Here is a 23,900-nt window from a genome sequence, read left to right as displayed (position 1 = left end):
CCGCGCCCGCGCCGCCGCCGGACAGCCGGACGCCCCGGCCGCGAGGGCCGGGGCGTCCGGTGCGGGAATCGGATGCGGGAATCGGGAGCCCCGGCTCAGGACGGGGCGCGGGCCCCGCGCGCCTTGAGCATGTCGGCCATCAGCGCGATCTCCGCCTGCTGCCCCTGGACCATCGTCCTGGCCAGCCGGGTGACGGTGGAGTCCTCGGCCAGCTCCACCGCGCCCCGGGCCATCGCCACCCCGGCCCTGTGATGGGCGGTCATCAGCTTCAGATAGAGCACCTCGGCCTTCTTGCCCTTGGCCGAACGCAGCTTGTCCAGCTCGGCGTTGGTGGCCATGCCCGGCATCAGCGAGCCGTCGTGCGGGGTGTACCGCCCGCCGTCGTCCATGCCCTCCATCCCCTCGTGGTCCATCGAGCCATGGCCCTTCGAGCCGTGCTCCATCCACGTCATCGGGGGGTCCTCGGAGGTCACGTCGAGCCCCCACAGATCCAGCCAGCCGAGCATCATCCCGCGCTGGTTGGCCTGGGTGTTGATGATGTCGTAGGCGAGCCGCCGCACTTCCTCGTCGTCGGTGCGGTCGCGCACGATGAACGACATCTCCACCGCCTGCTGGTGGTGGACCGCCATGTCCCGGGCGAACCCCGCCTCGGCGGAGGTCGTCGAGGGGGTGCCGGTGTCGGTGCTGCCCTCCGAGCGGTCCGTCATGAGCCACAGCACCCCGACCGCGACCAGGGTCAGCACGGCGACCGCCGCGGCGACACCCGCCACCAGGGGCTGGCGAGACGCCCGGCCGAACCCGGCCCGGACACCGGTCATGAAGGCTTCCCCCCGGTGCAGGCGGCGCCCGGTTCAGGAGTCTGGTCGCCCTGCACGAACGTGCTGAAGAAGGCGGCCACTCGCGGGTCGGACGCCTTGTCGATCTTCAGCTGATGCCCCCAGGCGTTCAGGATGATCGGGGACTTCTGGCCCGGGTACGGACTCATCAGGGAGTACTGGGTCCTCTCCACCCGCGCCTTGAGCGTGGCCACGTCCTTCGCCGACGCCTTGTCGGTGTAGGTCACCCACACCGCGCCGTGCTCGAGGGAGTGCACCGCGTGCTCGTTCTCCAGCGGCTTGTCGTAGACGTCGCCGGAGCAGTTCTGCCAGACCTGGTTGTGGTCCCCGCCCACCGGCGGTGACATGGCGTACTTGACCTTGCCCCGGACGTGGGTCTGGGTCAGTCCCTTCCATGTGGTCATGCCCTTGAACGTACCGGTGCGCACGGTCTGGGAGGTGACCTTGGTCTTCTCGTCCTTGTCCCCGGTGTCCACCAGGAAGTAGCCGCCGACGGCCAGACCGGCGACGATCACCGTGCAGGAGGTGATGGTCAGGATCCGGTAGCGGCGCTCGCGGGCCTTCTCCGCGCGGCGCAGCTCTTCTATCTTCGCGCGGCGGTCGGAGGCCGCGCCCTTCGTCTTCGAGCCCTTGGAACCCATGGCTGTAGTCAGTCCTCGCAATTCGCGCACTGGATGGGTGAAGTGATCGCGTGTACCGGCCTCGGTCTAGGTCCGCAGGACCTGGAGCTGATGGAGGCCGAGGGCGTGGACGGTGCGGTCGGGCGGTGCCCGGATGGAGTCCGCGGTCCGCGGTGCGCCGGGTGGCGGCGCCTCCGTGGGCAGGGGCGGGGGGACGGGGGTGGGCACCAGCGCCTGGCCCGTGCCGCGGGGGCCCGCGACACAGTTGTCGCCGCCCCCGGGGCCGTCCGGATCGGACGGGTGGTCCTGCTCCGCGCGGACCGGCTGGGCGCCGAGGGCGAGGAGGTCGGGCGCGGTCGTGGCCGCGTGGTGGGTGCACCCCGCCGACGGCGGGACGTGGTGCGCGGCGGGGTGGACGCACGACGGCATCACCCAGAGCACCGCGGCCAGCAGCAGGGCGGCGCGCCACAGCCCGAGGAGCGCGGTGCCGTACACCACGCTCCTCGCTATGCCGCCGCCTGCCTCCCGCCGTGTTCCCATCGCGCCAGATCGTAACCAGTGGGCTTGCCGCGACTGAATGGCCACACGGCCCCATCGCGCCTCTGGCGCCGCCCGGTCGCGCCGCCGGAGCGGGTCGGGGGCGGGCCGGAGCGGGTCAGTCGTGCCGGGGCAGGCCGGACAGCTCGTGGTCGGCGTGGCTGAGGGCCTCGGCGACCAGCCGGGCGAGGTGTCCGTCCTGGAGTGCGTAGACCACCCGGCGGCCGTCCTTGCGGGAGGTGACCAGACCGGCCAGCCGCAGCTTGGCGAGGTGCTGGCTGACGGCCGGGCGGGCGGCGCTGCAGGCGGCGGTCAGGGCGGTCACATCGGCCTCACCCGCGGTGAGCGTGTGCAGCAGCACCAGCCGGGTGCGGTCGGCGAGCAGGCCGAGGAGGCGGGCCGCGCGGTCGAACTGCGCGGCGCTCGGTGCTCGCTGATGCGCACGGTGCGCATCTGATAGGTGCATGCGTGCGCTCATACGCACATAATGGCTCTACGGGGAGACCGTGTCCAGCGCATGTCCAGCGCATCGGGCCAGTCGGAGGAAAGGGGAGCGTCGTGGACGACCGGCACGGAGACCACGGACATCAGGACGGCCACCACCACGGGCCCACCGGCCGGTGGGCCCGGCTGCGCCACCGGGCCGGGCATCTGCTCCGCCCCCATTCCCACGACTCCGCCGACCGCACCGACCACGCCCTGGAGACCTCCGCGCGGGGCATGCGCGCCCTGTGGGTCTCCCTCGCGGTGCTCGGCACCACCGCCCTGGCCCAGGCCGTGGTCGTGGCGCTGTCCGGCTCGGTCGCGCTGCTGGGCGACACCGTGCACAACGCGGCGGACGCCCTGACCGCGCTGCCGCTCGCCGTCGCCTTCGTCCTCGGCCGCCGCGCCTCCACCCGCCGCTTCACCTACGGCTACGGGCGCGCCGAAGACCTGGCCGGGATCGCGATCGTGCTCACCATCGCGGCCTCCGCCGCGTTCGCCGCCTGGACCGCCGTCGACCGGCTGCTGCACCCGCGGGAGATCAGCCATCTGCCCGCGGTGGCCGTGGCCGCCGTCATCGGCTGCGTCGGCAACGAATGGGTCGCCCGCTACCGCATCCGCGTCGGCCGGGAGATCGGCTCGGCCGCGCTGATCGCCGACGGACTGCACGCCCGCACCGACGGCTTCACCTCGCTCGCCGTCCTGGCCGGCGCGGGCGGCGCGGCGCTCGGCTGGCGGTCGGCCGACCCGCTGGTGGGGCTGGCCATCACCGCCGCCATCCTGCTGGTGCTGCGCGACGCCGCCCGCGAGGTGTTCCGCCGGGTGATGGACGCCGTGGACCCGGAGCTGGTCGACGCGGCCGAGCGGGCGGTGACGGCCGTCCCCGGCGTGCGGGGCGTGGGCGAACTGCGGCTCCGCTGGATCGGCCACCGGCTGCGGGCGGAGGTCGCGGTGGTGGTCGACGGGCGCTTGCGGGTACGGGAAGCCCACCGGGTCGCCGTCGAGGCCGAACACGCCCTGCTGCACGCGGTGCCGCGGCTGACCGCCGCCCTGATCCACGCCGATCCGGCACCGGTGCCCGGCGCCCCCGACCCGCATGCGCCGCTCGCCCACCACGCCGTCCCGCGCACCGCCGCATAGCCCGTGTCCGGTGGATCACCCCGGGCCCGTACCATCGCGGGCCGGAGGTGGTGCCGATGGCGACCACAGATGGCGGACGGGTCCTGGTGACCGACGACGACGCGGCCATCCGGCGCTCCCTGGAGCGCGGACTGCGGCTCAACGGCTTCTCCGTGTCCCTCGCCGACGGCGGTCGCGCCGCCCTCGCCGCGGTGCGCGACCACGCCCCCGACGTGGTGGTCCTGGACATCTCCATGCCGGACCTGAGCGGTATCGAGGTGTGCCGGGCGCTGCGCGGCGACGGCAACGACATCCCGGTGCTGATGCTGTCCGCCCTCGACGAGGTGTCCGACCGGGTCGCCGGACTCCAGGCCGGGGGCGACGACTACCTCGTCAAACCCTTCGCCCTGCAAGAGCTGGTGCTGCGGCTGCACGCCCTGCTGCGCCGCCGCCCGCCCGCGCCCACCGACCGGGTGCGCGTCGGTCCGCTGGAGATCGCCCCCGAGGCGCGCGAGGCATGGCTGGACGGGGCGCCGCTGCCGCTCACCCGGCGCGAGTTCGAACTGCTGGAGGTGCTCGCCCGCAACACCGGGATCGTGCTCACCCGGGACCAGTTGCTGGACCGCGTCTGGGGCTACGACTTCGAGGTGCGCACCGACGCCGTGGACACTTTCGTCAGCTATCTGCGGCGCAAGATGGAGGCCGGCGGACGGCCGCGCATGCTGCACACCGTGCGCGGAGTGGGCTTTGTGCTGCGCACCCCCGACGGCCCGGGCGGCCGTACGTCATGAGGCTGGCCACCCGTATCGCGCTCGCCGTGGGGGCCGCCGTCCCCGTCCTCGTCCTCGCCTCCGGCTGGGTGCTGTTGCGGCTGGTCGCCACCGATCTGCACCACGAACAGGACGCCCGGCTGCGCCGCGCGGCGCAGGCGGTGGCCCCCGACGCGCGGGCCCTGCTGCGCGCCACCGCGTCGGGCCGCCAGGCGGCCCAGCAGAACCGTGAACGGCGGCTGCTGGGCTCGGCCCTGGACATGGGCATCCGGCTCAACGGTCCGGGCGGCACCGTCGCCGCCGGGCCCCGGCCGGACGACAGCTCCGTGGCCCTGCCGGAGGTGTCCGGACGGCCCGTCACGGTGCGCGCGGACGACGCGAGCTGGCGGGCGCTGTCCCTCCCGGTGTCGATCGGGCAGCGGCAGGGCAGACCAGCGGCGCGGGGCACCTTGTGGCTGTTCTCCCCCGACGCCACCAGCGAGGCCGAACTCTCGCTCGTCCGCCGCCGCGTGGTGACCGTCGCGCTGCTGGCCGCCCCGCTCGCCGGGGCCCTGGCCTGGGCCGCCGCGTCGGGCACGGTCCGGCCGCTGCGCCGTCTCCAGCGCCGTACCAGCGGGCTCGATCCGCGTACCAGCCCGGCCCGGCTGGACCACCGGCGCACCGGGATCGCCGAGGTCGACGATCTGGCGGCCACCCTGCGAACCGTGCTGGACCGCTACGACCAGCAGGCCGCGCGCACCGCGGAGGCGCTGGAGACCGCGCGCTCGTTCGCGGCGGCCGCCTCCCACGAACTGCGCACCCCGCTGATGAGCATGCGCACCAACCTCGACATCCTCGCCGAGTACCCCGAACTGCCCGCCGCCGACCGCACCGAGGTGCTGGCCGACCTCGGCGAGGAGCACGAACGGCTGCTGCGGCTGCTGGTGATGCTCCGGGCGCTGGCCCACGGCGATCTGGTGGAGGCCGACGCCTTCGAACCCGTCGACCTCGCCGAGGTGGTGGAGGCGTCGGCGGCCGATCTGCGCCGCCGCCACCCGGAGGCCGACGTGCGGGTGACCGCCGCTCCGGGGCTGTGGGCGCACGGCTGGGAGCAGGGGCTGCGCTCGGTGGTGGACAACCTGCTCACCAACGCGCTGGTGCACGGCACCCCGGACGGCCGACCGGCCCGGATCGACGTGGCGTTGGGGCCGGAGCGGGCACCGGACGGCCCGGCCGCGCTGCTGACGGTGGACGACCGGGGGCCGGGCATACCGCCCGAGCTCCGCGAGGAGGTCTTCCAGCGGTTCCACCGCCGCCCGGACAGCCCCGGCTCCGGGCTCGGGCTCACCCTGATCGCCCAGCAGATCGCGCTGCACCGCGGCACGGTGGCGGTGGCGAACCGGCCCGACGGGCGGCCGGGCGCGCGGCTCGCCATCCGGCTGCCGGTCCTGGCGGACGGATCCGTGGCGGCCGCCGGGGGCGGGGAGGCCACCCTGCCGCTGCTGCGCCGGGACTGGTACTCCGGGCCCGGCCCGCACCCGGGGGCCGGTCCACAGGAATTCCACAAAGAGCGTCCCTAGCGTCCCGTCCGACAGGCAGGTACGGCCTACGGAAGGACGACACCATGCACCGCGGAAAGAGCGCGGCCGTGGCCCTCGCGGCCACCGCCGCCCTACTCGGCACGGCGGGTCTCGCCCAGGCGGACGGCAGCGCCCCGGCCTCGAGCCCGGCGGCCACCCCGAACGCCGACGGCACGGGAGCCGACGGCAAGGGCGGCGACGGCAAGCGTGGCGACGGCAAGGGCGCGAAGGGCAGGGGCAAGGGCGGCAAGGTGACCGGGGACGGCGCCAAGGCGCTGTGCAAGCGCGCCCCGAAGATCGACAGGCGGCTGGAGCGGGCCCTGAAGCGGCTGCGCGGCCCGGAGACCCGGCGCGGCTCGATCGCCCGCGTCAAGAAGCGGGCCGAGAACGCGAAGAAGGCGGGCCACACCGAGATCGCCACCTTCCTCAACGACCGGCTGAAGTTCCGCAAGGCCCTCGTCCCCACCCTGGAGAAGCGCCAGAAGGACCTGGCGAAGGTCCAGAAGTGGTGCACCGCGCACCACCACGGATCCGCGTCGTGACCCGCCGTACGGCGGGGGCCGCGGTCGCCGCCGCGGTGCTCTGCGCCGCGCTGGTCACCGGCTGCGGCGGCGGCTCGGACAGCTCCGGGACGTCGTCGGGCGCCACCCCGTCGGCCACCGATCCGGCCCCGTCGTCCTCCGAACTCGCCGAGCTGAACCGGCTGGTGGACGACGCCGAGTCGGCCGCGAGCGCGGCGGAGGCCGACGCCGACAAGAACGGATGACGGCGGAGGCGCGCGGGTGCGGGCGGGCTGAGGGTCCGCCCCGCACCCGCCCCTTCCGTCTGTGCGCCCCGCCGGTTCACACCTTGCTGACCGGGGCGATCAGCCCGGCGACGGACCCGGCCGGCACCGGATTGGCGTGGGCGCTCACCAGATCGCCGCGCTCCAGGAACCCGGTGCCGCTGACGTCGACGTGGACCCGCAGTCCGTAGGCGTCCCCGGGGACCAGCTCACCGGGCACCTTGACGCTGAAGGGGACATGGCCTCCGGGGCTCAGCGGCACATCGGTGAGCACCTGCGCGCCCACCACCGACGAGGGCATGTCCGCGCGGGACACATTGCGGACCTCCACCACCACCCGGGCCGCCTGTCCCACCGGGGTGTCGGCGGGCAGGGACACGATGCCGCTCAGGACGCTGCTCATGCCGGGCCGCCGCTCATCGCTCACCTCACCGTGGGGGAAGGAGGGCTTCCCCCGCATTCCGCCACAGGTTCGCCCGCGGCCGGAGGTCTGATACGCCCATCCGGGTGGCCCGCCGCCCGGGGAGCGGCCCGGGCCCGGCCTCGGACCTGTGTCTATGTCCGCAGGTCAGAGCGGCCGGCTCAGGTCGGGCATCAGGTCGGGCATCAGGCCGAGCAGGGGCTGCCGCCGAGGGCGAAGCCGCGGGCCGCCCGCACATCGCCCTCCTTGTCGGCGGTGAAGCCGAAGGAGATCGTGCCGCCCGCCTCCACCCGCGCGTTGTAGCTCTTCGCCGTCACGGTCACCCGGTCGCCGTCCTGGGTGTACTCGCCGTCCCACAGATGCTTGACCTCCTGGGAGCCGGGGAGCGTCCAGCTGACCCGCCAGGTGTCCAGGGCCTTGCGGGAGGTGACGGTGACCTCGGCCTCGAAACCGTCGGGCCAGGACTCGACGACCTCGTACCCCGCCGTGCAGGCGGGCGGCTTGGGAGGATCCTCGGGCCGGTGGTCCGCACCGGGCCCGGGGGTGTGCTCCGTCGGCGACGGACGGGGGGAGCGCGGAGCGTCCGGCTTCTTGCGGTCCTTATCGCCTTTGTTGTCGTGGTTGCCCTTGTCCTCGGACGGTTCGGGGGTGGTGGGCCGGTCCGTGTCTTCCGGCGCCGTCCCCGGGGGCACCCCGTTCGGCAAGGCGGTGCCCGGGTCCCGCGGTCCGGCGCTGTCCCGGTCCTCGTCCTCGGAGGAGTCCGGCCCGACCAGCGTGGCCAGTCCGGCGAGCAGCACCACGGCGGCCGCCGACAGCGCCACCGTGGTCCGGGTTCTGCGGTGCCGTCCGCGGACGGCCCGGCCGCCCGCGGTGGCGACCCTGCCGCGCAGCCGTCTGAGCCACGGTATGTCGAACCGGTCCAGCAGCCTTTCCCATAAGCGCGGCCGGACGGCGTTCGGGGTCGCCGCCGAGCGGGTGGGCTGGGCGCCGGGGGCCTGTGCGGCGACCAGACGGCGCCGTTCGAGATACGGGTGCCCGCCCCAGCCGAGCACTCCGCCCGCCAGCGCGCCGGGCAGTCCGCCGCCGTGCAGATAGAGACAGGCGGAGGCCTCCCGGCACCGTGCGCACCCCGCCAGGTGGTCCCACAGGTCGGCGGGTGAGGGGGCGTCGGGCGAACGGGTCGCCGCGTCCAGCAGCTTGGCGTAGCTGACGCACTCCCCGGCGGTCAGGGACTCCACATGGTTGCGCCGACAGCGCTCCCGGTAGGCGTGGCGGACCCGGTCGATCTCCTCGGCCGCGGTCAGGGCGTCGCAGCCCAGTTCCCGGGCGACCGCCTCCACGGACCGCGACTCCACCTCGACCGACCACAGCAGCGCGCCGTCCGCCTCCGGCAGGTCCCGCAGCCCGCGCAGCGCGAGCGGCTGCTCCCGGCGCGGCACGGCGTAGCGGGCCGCCTGGTCGGAGCCCAGCCAGAGCCGCAGATCGGAGTTGAGGCGGTCGCCGTGGCGGTTGGCGTTCCAGTCGGCGGCGGTCTTCCGCACGGCGGCCAGCAGCAGCGGCAGCCAGGGGAGGCGCTGCCAGCCGCGGGTACGGAGGTTGCGGGCCTGCCGGATACCGCGCCGGAACGCCTCGGTGGCCAGCCGCATACCGTTCTCGGGGCTGGTGGTGCACAGTTCGGCGTAGTCGGCGACGGCATCCCAGTAGGCGTTGAGCAGGGCGGTCGCGGAGACCTCGGCGTCGGGCCCCTCGGAGGGAGGGGCGGCGTGACCGAGCGGCACGTTCGCGCCGTTCCGGAGAGATGAGTGGTGGGACATGGGCGCAGATTCCTCACTCATGAACAGCGGCGCCCCCGCCGGGGGCAACCCTCTCACATCAGGCCGCGGAGTGGCAGCCAACAGCACGGGACTGCCTCGGAGTTAGGGGTTCCCCTTATGGGGTGCGCCGAGCCTTTCACGGGTGTGAGCAGGCTGACAAGGAAATCTGAGGAGTCCCTGTGGGGCGGGGGTGGCCCCACCTGACGGGCTGTTCGAGCGGTCGGATCGAGGTTAACTCCGGCCGTTCGGGACCGAAACCCCTGTGCGGCGACCCGGGACGGGGGCCCGGGCCGCCGCGGTGGGGGAGCGGCGGGGGACCGGCGGAAGGAGGAGTCGCCGAGCGCCGCGTCCGGCGGTGGATCAGGGGGTGGTTCGACGCGGAAGACCGTTTCCCCCAACCCTATGCCAAAGTGTTTGCATCAACCACCAGTAGCCCGAGGCAATGAAAGTGATCCGGCCAGGGGGGCGGTAGGGCGTAGGGCCCCGGGGAATGCCGGTGTGCCTCCGTGGCCTTGGGCGGGATGAGGGCGCCTTCGCCATGCCCGGAAAGCACGACGGTCCCCACCAGGGTGGGGACCGATCAGCCGTACCCGGGTAGCCGGCCGCGGGTACCGTTCTGAGCGTCTAGGTCAGAACGGAGTTCAGCATGCCACAGAGCAATGAGGAACACATCGGCGCTCGAATCGCGGACTACCGGAAACTGCGCCAGCTCACCCAGACTGCCCTCGCTCAGCGCGCGTTCCTTGCCCGCAGCACCATCGCCAAGGTCGAGCGGGGTCTGGCGCCGGCCACACCCTCGGTCGTGGCCGCCGTCGCCCGAGTCCTCCAGGTCGATGTCGCCGTGCTCAACGGCCAGCCGTACATCTCGGAGCTCCAGCAAGACCACCTCGATCGCCTCATCTCCCCGTTGTCGGAGGCGTTGGATCTCTACGACCTCGGACCCGACCCTCACATCGCCCCCCGGCTCATCGGCCAAGTCGAGGGCGACGTCAGGGCACTGTGCGCCGGGGCCTCCGCTACGGAGTACAGGGACATTGGTTCGAAGCTGCCTGGCCTCCTTGGGGAACTCACCACGATGGTCAGCCTCCTGCCTCCGGGCGAGGAGTACCGGCGCGCGGCCTCGTCGCTGAGCTGGTGCTACTGGGTCGCCTACGAGTTCGCCTACCGGGTCGGCTACCACGATCTGGCGTCTACCGCGCTGGAGCGCATGGGCTGGATGGCCGAGCAGGCGCAGGACCCGCTGCTGCTCGCCATCCGTTTGAACAAGCGCTCCAGCATGCTGCTCCGGCGCGGGAACAATCAGATGTCGCTACGGGTCATCGCGCGCGGCCACGATCTGGTCGATCAGGTCGAGCGGCCCGGAGACGTGGATGCCCTGGCCGTGACCGGGAGTCTGCATCTCGCGTCGGCCATCGCGGCCGCCCAGGCCAAAGACGCTGATGCCGTCACCGGATACATGGGTCTCGCGCACGAGACCGCCAAGGAGATTGGCCGGGATGTGCCGGAGGTGTACTGGTCCTCGTTCGGCTTGACGAACGTGCAGCACTTCGATGTCGCGACCAACGTGGAGCTCGGTGAACTCGGCGAGGCGGTCAAGCTGTCGAAGAAGCTGCACTTCCCCGAGACGCATCCTCGGATGCGGGTCGGCCGGTACTACATCGAGATGGCCCGGGCCTACGCCCAGATGGGCAAGGCAGAACCTGCCGAACGGTTCCTGGTCCGGGCTCGCCGGGTGGCCCCGCAGCAGGCCCGGTACCACCCTCTGGTGCGAGAGACGATCGGCACCTTGGTGCGTCGGCAGCGACGGGCGCCTGAGTCCTTGTCGTCGCTCGCTGCGTGGGTCGGCATGTAGCAGCGCGAAGGGGTGCCATTGTTCCGTATCAAGGAACACTGACGCCCCGACCGCTCGGCACGATGTGACGGTCAGCACACAGACCGTTGCATGGAGTCGACCATGACGAGCCGCACCCTGCCCTGGAAGCCGCCTCCCTCCGGGGGCGTCGAGCCGTTACCCGTCGGGAGTCACTGGGACGCCGTCCGCGTGGCGCAGCCCGTCGGCGAACGCGCCCTCCAGCACCTCGGGGCGGAGTCGGGGGCCGTCATCCAGGACACCTACGGCACCTTGTACTGGCTCGTCGCGGTCGGCTCCGCCCGCAGCTGGAATCTCCGCCAAGTCCGCGTGCTCACCGCGCTGGTCGACGAAGTGACGTATCTCGGTGTGCCCTCTGCCGACTGGCGTGAGGGCCCGCGCCCGCACTGGCGCGTACCGCTCGGGCCCGGCCGGTACCTGACCGACGCCCAGCGCCTGTGGGAGGCCCTGGCCGCCGCGGACCATGCCGAACTCGGCCCCCGCGTCGAGGGCCGACAGTTGTGCCACCGCTGCCAGTTGCCGACGGACGAGCCGGTCATCGTCGGCGAGGAGCACGGCGGCAGTCTCGGCGGCGGGATCACGTATGCCTGCCCCCGGCACGCCCGGGACTACCCGCCGTCCGACGCGGAAGCGCTGGTAACCGCCCTGCGCCGCGCCCGCGAGGGGGCCGGAGCCTGATGGCCACCCAGCAGACCGCAGCCGCAACCGCCACCCAGGTTGAGGAGGCGTGGCACGCGGTCATCAAGCACATCTCGGCTTGCCCGTCGTGCCTGACGCCTGGCGCGGGATGCGGGACGGGCGGGGCCCTCCTCGCCGCGTACACCGCTGCCACGCGCGAGCAGCGCGAGGAGAACCCCGATGCGTAGCGCCGCCCTTCGCCTCGTCCGTATCGCCCGCGCCGGGGTCATCGTCGCTGCGGTGTTCGCCTCACTGGCCGCAGTCGTTGCCCTGTGCGTCGCGGGCGACACGACCCCGTAGACGGGGTGGTTGCCTGGTGGTCTCGCTGTGACTCCGTTCGGCCAGCCACGGAGCGGGAGCAGTGACAGCTACTGGCGATTGCCAACCTCCACATCCAGCGTCAATAGGGCCTGAAGGCCCCGACCTCATCTCCACCCCTGCCGGATATAACCGAATCCCCTTTCCATGCCCACCCGGGGGTCCGTCCCGGCGCGGGCGGTGCACCACACACAGGAAACGGAAGAGAGAGGGAACCCATGCAGACCACTACGACGGCCCAACCGCGCATCCCCTGGGGCATTAGCCGGATGCGTCCCTACCCCAGCACCTACCAGCCCGGATACGCCACCGCCGAACTCGACCCCACCACCCAGACCACCGTCTTCCGCGACTCGCGGGGCGGCGTCGTGGAGATGGGCAAGCACGGCACGAGCAAGGGCACCGAGACGCAACCGCAGTCCACCAACCAGGACAGCCGCAACGACACCGACCACGACCAGGACAGCGAGCAGGACTGATGACCGACGCTGGACCGGTCGCGGTCGTCACCGAAGTGGACGATGCAACCGCCGACATGGTGATCACCGAACTGAATCAGCGCGGTGTCCCCGTGGTGCGGTTCGACCCCTCCGACATCGGTGACCGCCTCTTACTGTCGGCCCGGTTCGGCGCCAGCCCGGCGGCCACCCCCGTCGGCCACCTCCGGACCCCCTCCAGGAACACCGCCCTGGAGGGGGTGCGGTCCGTCTACTGGCGCCGCCCCACCTGGCCCTATTTCGAGCACCTGGACGACCCGGACGCCGGGTTCTCAACCGCCCAGGTCCGTCACGGCCTAGGCGGCACCCTGTACGCCCTGCCGCACTGCCGCTACGTGAACCACCCGCTCCACAACTACGCGGCGGAACACAAGCCCCTGCAATTGGCCGTGGCCGAACGCCTCGGCCTCACGGTCCCACCCACCCTGATCTCCAACGACCTGGCCGGCATCCGTGCGTTCATGGCAGAACACGAGCACGTGATCTACAAGGCACTGCGCTGGACCCCCTACCGGCGCAGCGACGGTGTAGGGCTGACCACCTGGACCGAACCGGTCACCGCCGACGAGGTGGACGAGAGCGTGACGGTGGTCCCGCACCTGTTCCAAGCCCGCATCAACAAGGTCGCGGACCTGCGGGTGGTCGTCGTCGGCCCGAAGGTGTTCGCAATCCGCATCGACTCCGATCTGTTGGACTGGCGGGCCGATTACAGCGCCCTGACCTACAGGCCCATAACCCTCCCGACCCGGATGGAAAAAGCCCTGACCGCCCACCTGGAACACTTCGGCCTTGCCTCCGGCAGCTTTGACCTGTGCATCACCCATGACGGTGACTTCCACTGGCTGGAGCTGAACCCCAACGGCCAATGGGGCTGGCTCGAAGACGAAACCGGGCTACCGATCGCCGCCGCTTTCGCTGACCTCCTGGAGCAAGGAGCCACACCGTGAACCCACTCGACCCCGTACGTCTCCGCCGCGCTCTGGCTGACCACCTGGAAGAGGGCGGCGTCCTGAAGACGCCTGCCTGGCGGAAAGCCGTGGAAACCGTCCCCCGGGAACTGTTCCTTCCCATGTTCTTCAAGCACGAGACGGGCCCGGACGGCCTCACCCACTACACCCCCGTCAGCCGCGACACCGACCCTGGCCAATGGCTGGCCCTCGTCTACCAGAACGACACATGGGTGACCCAGATCGACGGCCACCTGACCGCCGAGGCCGCCGACAGGCCGGTAACCGGCTTCCCCACCTCGTCCTCCACCATGCCCTCCACCGTCGTCGGGATGCTCGAATCCCTGGACGTGGACGACAACATGAACGTCCTGGAGATCGGCACGGGAACGGGGTACTCCACCGGCCTGATGTGCCACCGGCTGGGAGAGGACAGCGTCACCACCGTGGAAGTGGACCCGGCCGTCGCACAGCGCGCGGACGCAGCCCTGGAAGTGGCCGGATACTCCACCTGGACCATCACCGGGGACGGACTCCTGGGACACCCCCGCCGCGCACCGTATGACCGGACCATCGCCACCTGCGCCGTACGGCGCATCCCTTACGCATGGATCAGGCAGACCAAGCCCGGAGGGATCATCCTCGCCACGGTGGGCCCCAGCGCCTGGACCTACGGCACCGGTCTGGCCAAGCTCACGGTCAACGAGGACAGCACGGCGTCGGGCCGGATCATCGGCCGCACCTCGTTCATGCCGGCCCGCGCCGAAGCCGTCGTTCCTCTCTCCGGAGATCTCACGGCCCGCGCCGCCTACCCGGACACCGAGCGCAAGACCGGTCTTTCCCCCAACGTGCTGAACGACTGGATGCCGGCGTTTCTGGCACAGCTCGCCGCCCCCGGGGCCCAGCTCGTACGTACCATCAGCGACAGCCGAGAGACGGTGTACCTGTTCGACACCGGCCGGGAAGCGTTCGCCGCGCTGACCGCAGACGGTGACGAGTGGACCGTACGGCAGGGCGGTCCCGTGACCATCTGGGACGCCATCGAAAGCACCCTGACCGCCTGGCACGACGCAGGCGAACCGGACATCAGCACGGTCCGCATGGAGGTCACCCCCGAGGCACACGCCTACCGGATCGGTGAGGAACCGGCCCTCCGCTGGAAGCACCGGCACCAGCCATTGAGCGACTGATGGGCACCGCCCGGCGGACGCGACTGCCCCGGCCCTCCAGTCGCCTCTATGAGGCGGAGGGCCGGGGCTTACCCAGGCCAGGCAACGGGCGCCACCACGGTGGCCCGCTGTGGCGGCTCCCGGCAGAACTGGACACCGTCTGTAAAGCCCCGCGGCCGTACGTCCGCCTGCACGAAGGAGGCAATGAAGGTGATCCGGGCAGCGGAGCAGTGAAGTGCTGTCCTTCCGTACATGCGAGGAGCCATGCCCCGATCGCTTGCCTTATGCGATCCGACGGATGACTTTCTCCTCGCAGATGCGCCATGATGGCCAGATGCACAGGTACCGGATCGGCGAGGCGGCGGCCCTGCTGGGGGTCAGCGCCGACACCTTGCGACGTTGGGTCGACAGTGGGCGGCTGGCCGCGGAGCGGGACGAGCAGGGGCGGCGGATGGTGCCGGGGCCCGCGCTGGCCGCGTTCGCGCGGGAGGTCGCCCGGAGCGCGGAGCGGGAGAACTCCGGCTCCTCGGCCCGCAATCGCTTCGGGGGGATCGTCACCGAAGTGATCCTCGGCGATGTGTCCGCGCAGGTGGAGATCCAGGCGGGGCCGTTCCGGGTGGTGTCCATGATCAGCCGGGAGTCGGCGGAGGAGTTGAAGCTGGAGCCCGGCGTCCCCGCGGTGGCCGTGATCAAGTCGACCAATGTGGTCGTGGAACGACCGTGAACCCGGGCGCCGTGGCCGGATCGTGAAGGTCCGGGCCCGGTGCGGCAGAGAGGAAGAGACCCTGTGACCACCCGTTCCGCATCCCGTCGTGCCCTGCGCGTGGTCGGCGGCCTCGCCGTGGCGGCCCTGACGCTCAGCGGCTGTTCCTCGGACGACTCCGGTTCCTCGGACGACTCCGGCGACAGCTCCAGGAAGGCGGACTCCGGCTCCTCCTCGGACAAGCTGTCCGGCACGGTGACGGTCTTCGCGGCGGCCTCGCTGAAGGAGAGCTTCCACGCGCTCGGCAAGACCTTCGAGAAGCAACACCCCGGCACCAGGGTGACGTTCAACTTCGGCGGCAGCGACGCCCTCGCGGCGAGCATCACCTCCGGCGCTCCCGCCGATGTGTTCGCCGCCGCGAGCCCGAAGACGATGAAGACCGTCACCGATCACAAGGACGCCAAGGGCACTCCGGCCACCTTCGTCCGCAACCAGCTGGAGATCGCGACCCTCCCGGGCAATCCGAAGAAGATCAAGAGCCTGAAGGACCTCACCCGGTCCGGGACGAAGGTGGCGCTGTGCGCCGAGGAGGTGCCGTGCGGCGCCGCCGCACGGAAGGCGCTGGACGCCGGCCACCTCGAGCTGACGCCCGTCTCCTACGAGCAGGACGTCAAGGGCGCCCTGACCAAGGTGGAGTTGAAGGAGGTGGACGCCTCCGTGGTCTACAAGACCGATGTGAAGGCCGCGGGCGGCAAGGTGGCCGGGGTGGAGTTCCCGGAGTCGGCGAAGGCCCTCAACGACTACCCGATCGTCCCGCTGAAGAACGCGCCGAACGCCAAGGCGGCGACGGCCTTCGTCGACCTGGTGCAGTCCGCGCGGGGCCAGAAGGTGCTGAGCGGGGCGGGCTTCCTCAAGCCGTGACCACCGAAGCCACCGAAGCCACCGGAACCACCGGCGAGGCCGCCGAGCGGCTCAGCGGCGGGCCGCGGCCCCGGCGTACGGTCCGCCGGACCCGGGCCGGGGTCCCGGTGCCGCTGCTGCTGCCCGCGCTCGGCGGCTTCGCCTTCCTGGTGCTGCCACTGGTGGCACTGCTGCTCCGGGCGCCCTGGAGCGGTCTGTCCGAGCAGCTGACCAGCGCCGCGGTCTGGCAGGCGCTGCGGCTGTCGCTGATCACCGCCACCGCCGCGACCGCCGTGGCGCTGGTGCTGGGCGTGCCGCTGGCCTGGGTGCTGGCCCGCGCCCGCTTCCCCGGCCGCGGGCTGGTGCGGGCCCTGGTCACGCTGCCGCTGGTGCTGCCGCCCGTCGTCGGCGGCGTGGCGCTGCTGCTCGCGCTGGGCCGCAACGGCGTCGTCGGCCGCTGGCTGGACTCGGCGTTCGGCATCACCCTGCCGTTCACCACCACGGGGGTGGTGGTCGCCGAGGCGTTCGTGGCGATGCCGTTCCTCGTCATCAGCGTCGAGGGCACCCTGCGCGCCGCCGACCCCCGCTACGAGGAGGCCGCCACCACCCTCGGGGCGTCCCGCTTCACCGCCTTCCGGCGGGTCACCCTGCCGCTGATCGCGCCGGGCGTGGCCGCCGGGGCCGTGCTCGCCTGGGCGCGGGCGCTCGGCGAGTTCGGCGCCACCATCACCTTCGCGGGCAACTTCCCCGGCCGTACGCAGACGATGCCGCTGTCGGTCTATCTCGCGCTCCAGAGCGACCCGGCCGCGGCCATCGCCCTCAGCCTGGTGCTGCTCGCCGTCTCCGTCACGGTCCTGGCAGGGCTGCGCGACCGGTGGATGGCCGCCTCATGAGCACCCGGCCCGCCCGCACCACGCCCGCCGCGCGGCGGACCGGCGCCGAAGGTCTCGACGCCCATCTTGTCGTGGCCCGCGGCGACTTCCGGCTGGAGCTTCCGCTGACCGCCGCGCCCGGCGAGGTGGTGGCGCTGCTCGGCCCCAACGGCGCGGGCAAGACCACCGCGCTGCGCGCCCTCGCCGGACTCACCCCGCTCACCGCCGGATCGCTGCGGCTGGACGGCCGCCTGCTGGAGGAGCCGGAGCGGCGGATCGCCACCCCGCCCGAAGCCCGCCCGGTCGGCGTGGTGTTCCAGGACTATCTGCTCTTCCCGCATCTCACCGCGCTCGACAACGTGGCCTTCGGCCCCCGCTGCCACGGCCTGTCCAAGGCCGAGGCGCGCGCCGAGGCCGCCGACTGGCTGGCCCGGATGGGCCTGGAGGCGCACACCGGCGCCAAGCCCCGCGGACTCTCCGGCGGCCAGGCCCAGCGGGTCGCGCTCGCCCGCGCGCTGGCCACCCGGCCCCGGCTGCTGCTGCTCGACGAACCGCTGGCCGCGCTGGACGCCCGTACCCGCCTGGACATCCGCGCCCAGCTCCGCCGCCACCTCGCCGACTTCGAGGCGGTGGCGGTCCTGGTCACCCATGACCCGCTGGACGCCATGGTGCTCGCCGACCGGCTGGTGGTCGTCGAACACGGCCGTGTGGTGCAGGACGGCACCCCGGCCGAGATCTCCCGCCGCCCGCGCACCGACTACATCGCCAGCCTGGTCGGGCTCAACCTCTACCAGGGGCGGGCCGACGGCCACACCGTGGCGCTCGACGGCGGTACGGCCATCACCATCACCGAGGACCTCACCGGCCCGGTCTTCGTCGCCTTCCCGCCCTCGGCCGTCACCCTGCACCGCGACCGCCCCGACGCCAGCGCGCGCAACGTCTGGCGGGCCGAGGTGGCGGGGCTGGAGTCGCACGGCGACCAGATCCGGGTGGAGCTCACCGGCGAACTGCCCCTGCTCGCCGATCTGACCACCGTGGCCGTCGCCGAACTCGGCCTCCAGCCGGGCCGTACCGTCTGGGCCACCCTCAAAGCCGCCCAGACCCACGCCTATCCGGCCTGAGAACCCCTCCAGCGTCCCGCCGCGCGATGGCGGAACACCTGGCGGTAGGAGTGCGGGGAGACCCGCCACCTCGTCGGGCCCGCCGAGCCGTGGTCGCGGCGCACCAGCTGGAGGCGGAGGTCGATCACGGCGCCGGTGCCCGCCGAGGTCCACACGGTGCCGTCCCCGGTGCGGAGCGCGTCGGCGTTCGCCGGGCTGCTGCTGGCGGCCGTGACGGGGCTGGGCCCGCAGCCGCTGGTGCTGCTGACCACGGGGTCCTTCGTGACCGTGTACGCGGTGGGCGCGGCCGCGGCGATCCGGCTGCCGCCGCGCCGCGGCAAGGGCCGTACGGCGGCGTCCGCGGCGATCGTCGGGGTGGTGTTCCCGCTGGTGATGTCGGGCCGGTATCTGCTGTGGCCGCCGGTGGTGACGGGTGCCGCGCTGCTGTACGTACGCGGGGCCGGGCGGGAGCCGGTGCCGGGGCCGGTCGGTAGGGTCCGGCCCATGAACCGAACCGGCTCCCCGCTCGACCGGCTGCGCGACGACCCCCGGGCCGCCGAACTGGCCACGTACCCCTTCGACTTCGACCCCCGCTTCTCCGAGCACGTCGAGCCGGTGCGGCTGGCGTCCGGTGCCGCGCTGGAGGGGATCGGCAAGGACGCGGGAGGCGGTTCGTACTTCCTGTGCGGGGACGGCGGCGAGGAACGACCGGTGCTCCACGCCGACTCCGAGGGCTCGGCCGGGATCGTCGGCACCGGCCTCATCGCGGCGTTGCAGTTGCTGATCGGGGCGCCGTGCTGGGGCGAAGCGCTGGGCGAACTCGAGCGTAGGGGGCGGGAGCCGGACGACCGGGAGACCGAGGCCCTGCTCGCCTCCCTCGACGCCGAGTACAGCGAGGACTGCGGTATCGAGGACCTCGCCGGAAACCGCGCCGAGCTGATCGAGCGGCTGGGCCTGGCCCCGCTGCCGTCGGGTGCCCGGCTGCTGGACATGGCCCGCGAGGCGATGGCCCTCAGCCCGTCGTACGTCCTCCTCAACGAGGAGGGCACGGCCTACGGCCCGCTGTGACCCCGCTCCCCGGACCCGGCCTCAGGACGGGATCGGAACGGCCTGGCCGCTGACCCGGACCCGGGGGTCATCGGGTGCGACCTCGACGAGGAGGTCGCTGGGGCGGCCCATGTCCTCGCCCTGGCGGATCCGTACCCGCGTCTCCTCCGTGATCAGGCCCAGGGTCCGCAGATAGCCGCCGAAGGCCGCGGCCGCGGCGCCGGTGGCCGGGTCCTCGACCACCCCGCCCACCGGGAACGGATCGCGGGCGTGGAAGCCGAAGCGGTCCGGGGCCTCGCGCCACACCAGATGCACGGTGGTCCAGCCGCGCCGGGTCATCAGCTCCTCCAGGGCGGCGACGTCGTAGTCGAGGGCGGCCAGCCGCTCCCGGGTGGCGACGGCGAGGACGAGGTGGTCGTTGCCCGCGAAGGAGACATGCGGGGGCAGCGCCGGATCGAGGTCGTCCCGGGACCAGCCCAGGGCCGTCAGCGCCGTGTCCAGCTCGGTGTCCTCGGCCGGGCGGGACCGGGTGGGCACGCTGGTCAGGCTGGCGCGCGGCGGACCGTCGCCGTCCGTCGCCGTGTGCACCCGGATCTCCCCCGACGCGGTGTCGAAGACCAGCTCACCGGGGCCGTCGCGCTCGGCGAGGGCGACGGACGTGGCCACGGTGGCGTGGCCGCAGAACGCCACCTCGGCGCGCGGGCTGAAGAACCGCAGCCGGTAGCGGCGCGCGGCCTCGTCCCGCTCGGTGATGAACGCGGTCTCGGAGTAGCCGAGCCGGGCGGCGACGGCGGTCATCGCGGCGTCGTCGAGCGCGAGGTCGCCGGCGTCGAGGACCACACCGGCGGGGTTGCCGCCCGAAGGGTCGGTGGTGAAGGCGGAGTAGCGCAGCACATCGGGGAGGTGGTTCAGCGGTGCGGTTGTCATGGCAACCATGGTTACGCCCCCTGGTCATCGTGTCCAACGATTCCTTTCGCTGACTCCCATCGACGATCGCGATAGCCTGGAGAGGTGGACACCCGACTCCTGCGGACGTTCGCGGCCCTGGCGAGGACCGGGAGCTTCACCGCCACCGCCGCCGAACTCCATCTCGCCCAGTCCACCGTGACGGTCCAGATCCGTACGCTGGAGAAGGAGTTGGGTACCCGGCTCTTCGACCGGCTGCCCTCCGGAACCCTCCCGACCAGTACCGGCCGCCGTCTGCTCGAGGAGGCCGAGGACGTCCTCGACGCCGAGGCCCGGCTGCGCGCGGCCGCGGCGGCCGGGAGCGGGGACGCCGCGGACGGCGCGGTGGAGGGCCGGGTCACCCTGGGCGCGGGCGAGTCCCTGTGCGCGTCCCGGCTGCCCGGTGTCATCGCCTCGCTGCGCCGCAGCCACCCCGGGATCGACCTCGAACTCCACGCTGCGGGCACCGACGCGGCCGTGGAGGGGCTGCGCTCGGGACGGCTCGACCTCGTGCTGCTGCTGGAGCCGGAGGTGACCGACACCGAGCTCACCGCCCACGCCATCGCCCGTGAACCCCTGGTCTGCCTCTCCGGCCCGGAACACCCGCTGGCCGGGCGCGCGGTGGGCTGGGAGGAGCTGGCCGGGGAGCGCTTCTTCGTCCATGAGCAGGGGTGCTCGTACAGCGACCACCTCGTCCGCACCCTGCTCGCGCTGCCCGGTCCGGCGCCCCGGCTCACCCGCTTCGGCAGTATCGAGGCCGCCCGTTCGTGTGTGGCCGCCGGTCTCGGGCTGACGCTCCTCCCCCGCGCGGTGGTCGAACGGCAGCTCGCCGAGGGCGCGTTGGCCGAGGTCCACGCACCCGTCGTCCCGCCGGTCCCCGTACAGCTCACCCGGCACCGCCGCCGCTGGACCAGCCCGGCGGCGCGGGCGGTGGCGGACGAGCTGACGCGGCTGATGTCCGGGTGAGCGCAACGGTGCGGCGGCTCGGCGCGGCGGTGTGGCGTGGCGGTTCAGTGCGGCCGCTCAGCGCGGTGGTTCAGCGGGTCGCGACCCCGTCGTGGGCCCCGACCACCGGTGCGGTGCGGGTGTCCACGGCGTTCAGGGCGTCCAGGATCCGGGCCGCGCGGGCCGCGTCGGCCAGGTCCGCGACCTCCGTGCGGGTGGCCCAGCGCCAGGCGCGGGTCCGGAGGCCGGTGACGGGGGCGCCGTCGAGCGCCGTACAGCGGAAGACCAGGGAGACGACCAGCCCGGTCATGTCCTTGTAGACGCCGGTGAGCGTGGCCGGTAGCGCGATGGTGACACCCGTCTCGGCGAGGATCTCGCGGCGCAGCGCCTCGGGGATGGTGGCGGCCGCGTCGAGCGTTCCGCCCGGCGGCTCCCAGCCGCCGCCGTCCCGCCGCTTGACCAGCAGCGCCCGGCCCCGCGTGTCGACGACCACTCCGGCGACGCGCACGGAGTGCGGACGGTCAGCGCTCACGATTCTGAAGCCCTCTCGGCCGACGGGGCTTCACCGTAGCAACGCGCCTTCCGTACCGGGCCGCTGTTGTCCGGGGATGAGCAATGCCCCGCTCACGGCCCCCGCGTCAGCAGCGTCTTGGACACCAGCCGGTCCCGGGCGAAGCACAGCCGGTAGGCGTCGGAGGACATCAGCCCGGTGCTGTAGTAGACGCAAGTCCGGCCACGGGGCGGGGCCGGGGAGTCGTCGGGCGGCCCGTCCCGGGTGAACAGCGGCAGCCGTGGCGTCACGTCGTCCCGAGGGGTGCCCACCGCCAGCCGGTCGTACGTGCCCCGGTCCAGCACCGAGAAGGACGAACTCACCAGGCTGACGGGGATCATCAGCACCAGGATCCCGGCCAGCGCCGCCACCGGTGCCACCACGGCCTGGATGAGCTGGCGCCGCACCCGGCGCCGGGCCCGGGTCAGCTCCCGCCCGGAGGTGGTGAGCCGGGAGATGTCGCCCGCGGCACGCGGCGGGGGAGCGGTCGTGGCCGGGAGCTCGGCGGCCAGCTCGAAGCCGCCGTCCGGGGCCGGTCCCGCGCGCAGCACACCGCCCGCGAGCCGTACCCGCTCGTCGAGCCCCACCAGCCCCGCACCGCCGGAGGCCACCCCCGGCAGCGGGCCCGCTCCGCCGGGGGAGTTGACGACGGTGAGGGCGACGGCCGGAGGGTCCTCGGTCCGCACCAGACGGACCCGTACCGCCGCGCCCGGTGCGTGCTTGGCGGCGTTCGTCAGCCCCTCCTGGAGCACCCGGTGCACGGCCAGGGCGGCCATCGGCGGCAACCCGGCCGACTCGCCGCGGCGCTCCAGGGTGACGTCGAGCCCGGAGGCACGGGCGCGCGCGACCAGGGTCTCGGCGCTCTCCCCGGGAGGGGCGGCGGCGGGCCGGTCCTCCCCCTGCGTTTCCTCGTCCGCGCGCAGCACCCCGATGATCTCCCGCAGCCGCGCGGTCGCGGTGCCCGCGGCCTCCCGCAGCTCCCCGGCGGCCCGCTGCTGGCGCGGGGCGAGCGTGGCGTCGATCTCCAGGGCGGCGGCCCGCACCGCGATCAGCGTCAGCTCGTGGCCGAGCGAATCGTGCATGTCGCCCGCGATCCGGGCCCGTTCGCGGTAGCGGGTGCGCTCGGCGACGACCCGCTGTTCGCGCTCCATCCGGTCGGCCAGCCGCCAGCCCAGCCGCACCAGTTCGGCGTACTGGCGGCGGTAGCGGCCCAGCAGCCACGGCAGTCCGGCGGTGCCCAGCAGGGTCAGCAGCAGGGACGGCCACGCCCACAGATCCCGTTCGACCACCACGCACAGCGGCAGTCCGGCCACCGCCACCGAGCCGAGGAACCACAGCACGGGGCGGGCCGTGGCCGTCCGGCATCCGGTGAGGTAGCCGAACACCGCCAGCGCGGGCCAGTACAGCGGGGTGAACATCTGCGTGCTCAGGGCCAGGCTGAGTGCCACCGGGACCCCGAGCGCGGCCAGCGGCCACCGGCGGCCCATCGCCACCGCCGCGGCCAGCAGCGGTGCCGCGGCGGCCGCCACCACCTTGGCCCGGCCGTACGAGGAGAGCGCCGCCTCGGAGGCCGGCGGCAGCCACAACGCGAGCCACAGCGCCAGCCACCGCGCGGCGTCGAGGAGCCGGGAGGCCCACCCCCGCCCGTTCGCCGGTACCATCCGTCGGAACCCACTGCGCAGCATGGGACCAGCATCGTCGATCGGCCCCGTCGGGCGCCCCCGACGAAAGTAAGGAGACCATCCCCGGTCCGGGTCACTCCTGGGGCACAAGTCCCGCCTCGTACGCCAGGATCGCCGCCTGCACCCGGTTCCTGACCCCGAGGCGGGCGAGGACCTGGCTGACGTACGCCTTCACCGTGCCCTCGACCAGATGCAGCCGCCGGGCGATCTCGGCGTTGGACAGACCGGAGCCGACCAGGGCGAGCACCTCACGCTCGCGCCCGGTCAGCTGCTCGGTCCGGGCGCGGGCGTCGGCCCGCCTGCCCAACTGCCCGGTGCCCAGGTGGCTGATGACCCGCCGCGCCACGGACGGGGTGAGATACGCGCCGCCTTCGGCCACCGCCCGCACTCCGGAGATCAGCTCGCGCGGATCGCCGGACTTGAGCACGAACCCGGCCGCGCCGGAGCCGAGCGCGCTCGCGATGTACGCGTCCTCCGAGAAGGTCGTGAGCATCACGACGGCGGATTCGGGCAGCACCCGGCCGAGTTCGGCCGCCGCCTCGAGCCCGTCGAGCCGGGGCATCCGGATATCGAGGAGACACAGGTCCGGGCGGTGCTTCAGGGCGAGTTCCACGGCCTGGTGGCCGTCCCCGGCCTCGGCGACGACGTCGATGTCCCCGGCCGCGCCGAGGATGGCCGCCACCCCGGCGCGGATCATCGGCTCGTCGTCCGCGAGCAGCACTCGGATCATCGGC

The 23,900-nt window shown here is 73.1% G+C and carries 27 protein-coding genes; 17 read left to right on the top strand and 10 right to left on the bottom strand.

The window, feature by feature from the left end:
- Positions 1-95: 95 nt before the first annotated feature.
- The 4 genes from HUT19_RS19510 to HUT19_RS19495 all read right to left on the bottom strand — a co-directional run bounded on the left by HUT19_RS19510 (position 96) and on the right by HUT19_RS19495 (position 2,471).
- Positions 96-818: a DUF305 domain-containing protein gene (locus tag HUT19_RS19510; protein ID WP_176181708.1), complete on the bottom strand. Its 723-nt coding sequence runs from the start codon at positions 816-818 to the stop codon at positions 96-98.
- Positions 815-1,477, bottom strand: coding sequence for a DUF3105 domain-containing protein (locus tag HUT19_RS19505; RefSeq protein WP_176181707.1), 663 nt, complete (start codon positions 1,475-1,477; stop codon positions 815-817). Before HUT19_RS19505 ends, HUT19_RS19510 begins: the two co-directional genes overlap by 4 nt.
- A 66-nt stretch (positions 1,478-1,543) precedes the next feature.
- Complete coding sequence (locus tag HUT19_RS19500; RefSeq protein WP_176181706.1) at positions 1,544-1,996, bottom strand: hypothetical protein; 453 nt, start codon at positions 1,994-1,996, stop codon at positions 1,544-1,546.
- 115 nt (positions 1,997-2,111) lie between these two features.
- Complete coding sequence (locus HUT19_RS19495; RefSeq protein WP_176181705.1) at positions 2,112-2,471, bottom strand: metalloregulator ArsR/SmtB family transcription factor; 360 nt, start codon at positions 2,469-2,471, stop codon at positions 2,112-2,114.
- A gap of 152 nt (positions 2,472-2,623) precedes the next feature.
- Here HUT19_RS19495 and HUT19_RS19490 point away from each other — a divergent pair, with 152 nt between their 5' ends.
- The 5 genes from HUT19_RS19490 to HUT19_RS19470 are packed head-to-tail and all read left to right on the top strand — an operon-like array spanning position 2,624 to position 6,690.
- Complete coding sequence (locus HUT19_RS19490) at positions 2,624-3,616, top strand: cation diffusion facilitator family transporter (RefSeq protein ID WP_254886189.1); 993 nt, start codon at positions 2,624-2,626, stop codon at positions 3,614-3,616.
- Between the two features lie 56 nt (positions 3,617-3,672).
- Positions 3,673-4,386, top strand: coding sequence for a response regulator transcription factor (locus HUT19_RS19485; protein ID WP_176181703.1), 714 nt, complete (start codon positions 3,673-3,675; stop codon positions 4,384-4,386).
- Positions 4,383-5,924, top strand: a complete 1,542-nt coding sequence (locus HUT19_RS19480) for a HAMP domain-containing sensor histidine kinase (protein WP_176181702.1) — start codon at positions 4,383-4,385, stop codon at positions 5,922-5,924. Before HUT19_RS19485 ends, HUT19_RS19480 begins: the two co-directional genes overlap by 4 nt.
- A gap of 44 nt (positions 5,925-5,968) precedes the next feature.
- Complete coding sequence (locus HUT19_RS19475; RefSeq protein ID WP_176181701.1) at positions 5,969-6,466, top strand: hypothetical protein; 498 nt, start codon at positions 5,969-5,971, stop codon at positions 6,464-6,466.
- Positions 6,463-6,690, top strand: coding sequence for a hypothetical protein (locus tag HUT19_RS19470; protein ID WP_176181700.1), 228 nt, complete (start codon positions 6,463-6,465; stop codon positions 6,688-6,690). The genes HUT19_RS19475 and HUT19_RS19470 overlap by 4 nt, the downstream gene beginning before the upstream one ends.
- Before the next feature lie 76 nt (positions 6,691-6,766).
- Here the strand turns inward: HUT19_RS19470 and HUT19_RS19465 are convergent, their stop codons facing one another.
- Positions 6,767-7,111: a YbaY family lipoprotein gene (locus HUT19_RS19465; protein ID WP_176181699.1), complete on the bottom strand. Its 345-nt coding sequence runs from the start codon at positions 7,109-7,111 to the stop codon at positions 6,767-6,769.
- Between the two features lie 203 nt (positions 7,112-7,314).
- Positions 7,315-8,943, bottom strand: coding sequence for a cellulose-binding domain-containing protein (locus tag HUT19_RS19460; protein WP_176181698.1), 1,629 nt, complete (start codon positions 8,941-8,943; stop codon positions 7,315-7,317).
- A gap of 646 nt (positions 8,944-9,589) precedes the next feature.
- Between HUT19_RS19460 and HUT19_RS19455 the strand changes: the two genes are divergently transcribed.
- The 11 genes from HUT19_RS19455 to HUT19_RS19405 all read left to right on the top strand — a co-directional run bounded on the left by HUT19_RS19455 (position 9,590) and on the right by HUT19_RS19405 (position 19,065).
- A complete protein-coding gene (locus HUT19_RS19455) occupies positions 9,590-10,795 on the top strand; it encodes a helix-turn-helix domain-containing protein (protein WP_176181697.1) in 1,206 nt (401 codons plus the stop codon).
- A 102-nt stretch (positions 10,796-10,897) separates the two neighbouring features.
- Complete coding sequence (locus HUT19_RS19450; protein ID WP_254885656.1) at positions 10,898-11,491, top strand: hypothetical protein; 594 nt, start codon at positions 10,898-10,900, stop codon at positions 11,489-11,491.
- Positions 11,491-11,679 (top strand): hypothetical protein, encoded by a 189-nt coding sequence (locus HUT19_RS19445; protein WP_176181695.1) that lies wholly within the window; start codon positions 11,491-11,493, stop codon positions 11,677-11,679. The genes HUT19_RS19450 and HUT19_RS19445 overlap by 1 nt, the downstream gene beginning before the upstream one ends.
- Positions 11,680-12,027: 348 nt before the next feature.
- Positions 12,028-12,288 carry a putative ATP-grasp-modified RiPP gene (tgmA, locus tag HUT19_RS19440; protein ID WP_176181694.1) on the top strand — a complete coding sequence of 87 codons (261 nt, stop codon included), beginning with the start codon at positions 12,028-12,030 and terminating at the stop codon, positions 12,286-12,288.
- Positions 12,288-13,253 (top strand): ATP-grasp ribosomal peptide maturase, encoded by a 966-nt coding sequence (tgmB, locus tag HUT19_RS19435; protein WP_176181693.1) that lies wholly within the window; start codon positions 12,288-12,290, stop codon positions 13,251-13,253. Before tgmA ends, tgmB begins: the two co-directional genes overlap by 1 nt.
- Complete coding sequence (tgmC, locus tag HUT19_RS19430; RefSeq protein ID WP_176181692.1) at positions 13,250-14,443, top strand: ATP-grasp peptide maturase system methyltransferase; 1,194 nt, start codon at positions 13,250-13,252, stop codon at positions 14,441-14,443. The genes tgmB and tgmC overlap by 4 nt, the downstream gene beginning before the upstream one ends.
- 313 nt (positions 14,444-14,756) lie before the next feature.
- A complete protein-coding gene (locus HUT19_RS19425) occupies positions 14,757-15,146 on the top strand; it encodes a molybdopterin-binding protein (RefSeq protein ID WP_176181691.1) in 390 nt (129 codons plus the stop codon).
- A 63-nt stretch (positions 15,147-15,209) separates the two neighbouring features.
- Entirely contained in the window at positions 15,210-16,046 is an 837-nt protein-coding gene (gene modA, locus HUT19_RS19420) for a molybdate ABC transporter substrate-binding protein (RefSeq protein WP_176181690.1), read from the top strand.
- On the top strand, positions 16,043-16,918 hold the full coding sequence (locus tag HUT19_RS19415; RefSeq protein WP_176181689.1) for an ABC transporter permease: 876 nt from the start codon (positions 16,043-16,045) through the stop codon (positions 16,916-16,918). The genes modA and HUT19_RS19415 overlap by 4 nt, the downstream gene beginning before the upstream one ends.
- Positions 16,915-18,018 (top strand): ABC transporter ATP-binding protein, encoded by a 1,104-nt coding sequence (locus HUT19_RS19410; protein WP_176181688.1) that lies wholly within the window; start codon positions 16,915-16,917, stop codon positions 18,016-18,018. Before HUT19_RS19415 ends, HUT19_RS19410 begins: the two co-directional genes overlap by 4 nt.
- A 135-nt stretch (positions 18,019-18,153) precedes the next feature.
- On the top strand, positions 18,154-19,065 hold the full coding sequence (locus HUT19_RS19405; RefSeq protein WP_176181687.1) for a hypothetical protein: 912 nt from the start codon (positions 18,154-18,156) through the stop codon (positions 19,063-19,065).
- Between the two features lie 21 nt (positions 19,066-19,086).
- On the opposite strand, the gene HUT19_RS19400 is transcribed toward HUT19_RS19405, so the two are convergent.
- Positions 19,087-19,971: a PhzF family phenazine biosynthesis isomerase gene (locus HUT19_RS19400; protein ID WP_176181686.1), complete on the bottom strand. Its 885-nt coding sequence runs from the start codon at positions 19,969-19,971 to the stop codon at positions 19,087-19,089.
- 84 nt (positions 19,972-20,055) lie between these two features.
- Between HUT19_RS19400 and HUT19_RS19395 the strand changes: the two genes are divergently transcribed.
- Positions 20,056-20,955: a LysR family transcriptional regulator gene (locus HUT19_RS19395; RefSeq protein WP_176181685.1), complete on the top strand. Its 900-nt coding sequence runs from the start codon at positions 20,056-20,058 to the stop codon at positions 20,953-20,955.
- A gap of 70 nt (positions 20,956-21,025) precedes the next feature.
- Here HUT19_RS19395 and HUT19_RS19390 read toward each other — a convergent pair whose 3' ends face one another.
- The 3 genes from HUT19_RS19390 to HUT19_RS19380 all read right to left on the bottom strand — a co-directional run bounded on the left by HUT19_RS19390 (position 21,026) and on the right by HUT19_RS19380 (position 23,896).
- Positions 21,026-21,466, bottom strand: coding sequence for an NUDIX hydrolase (locus HUT19_RS19390; protein ID WP_176181684.1), 441 nt, complete (start codon positions 21,464-21,466; stop codon positions 21,026-21,028).
- 92 nt (positions 21,467-21,558) lie between these two features.
- On the bottom strand, positions 21,559-23,145 hold the full coding sequence (locus HUT19_RS19385) for a sensor histidine kinase (protein WP_176187056.1): 1,587 nt from the start codon (positions 23,143-23,145) through the stop codon (positions 21,559-21,561).
- 94 nt (positions 23,146-23,239) lie between these two features.
- Positions 23,240-23,896, bottom strand: coding sequence for a response regulator transcription factor (locus HUT19_RS19380; protein WP_176187053.1), 657 nt, complete (start codon positions 23,894-23,896; stop codon positions 23,240-23,242).
- Positions 23,897-23,900 lie beyond the last annotated feature (4 nt).

The sequence above is a fragment of the Streptomyces sp. NA02950 genome (assembly GCF_013364155.1).
Taxonomy (GTDB): Bacteria; Actinomycetota; Actinomycetes; order Streptomycetales; family Streptomycetaceae; genus Streptomyces.
This window is presented reverse-complemented; position numbering and strand designations above follow the sequence as displayed.